We start from the raw sequence: 637 nt of genomic DNA on the forward strand, positions 1-637 counted from the left end.
GGCGCTGGGCCTCGCGCTCGCCGGGCTCCTCGCCTGGCGGCGCTGGCCGCTGCCGGAGGTGCCGGCGGGCGACATCCTCCACGCCATGGGTCCGCTCGCCGCGCTCTGGCGGCACACGCTGGATCTCGCGGTGGCGGCGGATGCCCAATTGCGCCGCTGGCCGGTGGCGGCGACGGCGCTGATCGCCGTTGCTGCACTCCTGGCGACGTTGCTGGCCGCCGCCGCGCGATAAGCCTCACGCGAGGACGCGGCGGGTGCCGTCGGGCCGGCGCAGGATGAAGGCAAGGCCGGGGACGGCCGCCTCCTCCACCGCCGCGAGCGGCGCGATGTCCACGGCGGCGAGGAACTCCGCCACCGCGGCGGGGTCGGGATGGCGCACGATCACCGCTTCCAGCACCAGGCCGGACGGCTGCATGCCGGCGGAGGGATGGGGCGGGCCGTCCCATTCGATGAAGCCCGGCACGATGCCGCCGAGCGCGCCGACGCCGTCGTCCGGCACCGTGAGGCGCCAGGAGCGGGTGCCGCGCGACATGGCCTTCACCGGGCCGAGGTCCACCGGGCTCTTCGCCACCACGCCGTCGAGGTCGTCGGTGCGGATCACCCAGCCGACCGGCGCCGGCCCCTGCGCGAGCGCGCG

The 637-nt window shown here is 76.9% G+C and carries 2 protein-coding genes; one reads left to right on the plus strand and one right to left on the minus strand.

Features of this window, described 5'->3' with window-relative positions:
• Nucleotides 1–232: hypothetical protein (locus tag AC2W7M_RS26975; protein ID WP_486136301.1), on the plus strand; the 232-nt coding region annotated here is incomplete at its 5' end.
• A gap of 3 nt (nucleotides 233–235) precedes the next feature.
• On the opposite strand, the gene AC2W7M_RS26980 is transcribed toward AC2W7M_RS26975, so the two are convergent.
• The coding region (locus AC2W7M_RS26980) for a VOC family protein (protein ID WP_486136303.1) at nucleotides 236–637 on the minus strand (402 nt) is incomplete at its 5' end.

The sequence above is a fragment of the Xanthobacter sp. BG11Y11_SDJG genome, from assembly GCF_057364445.1.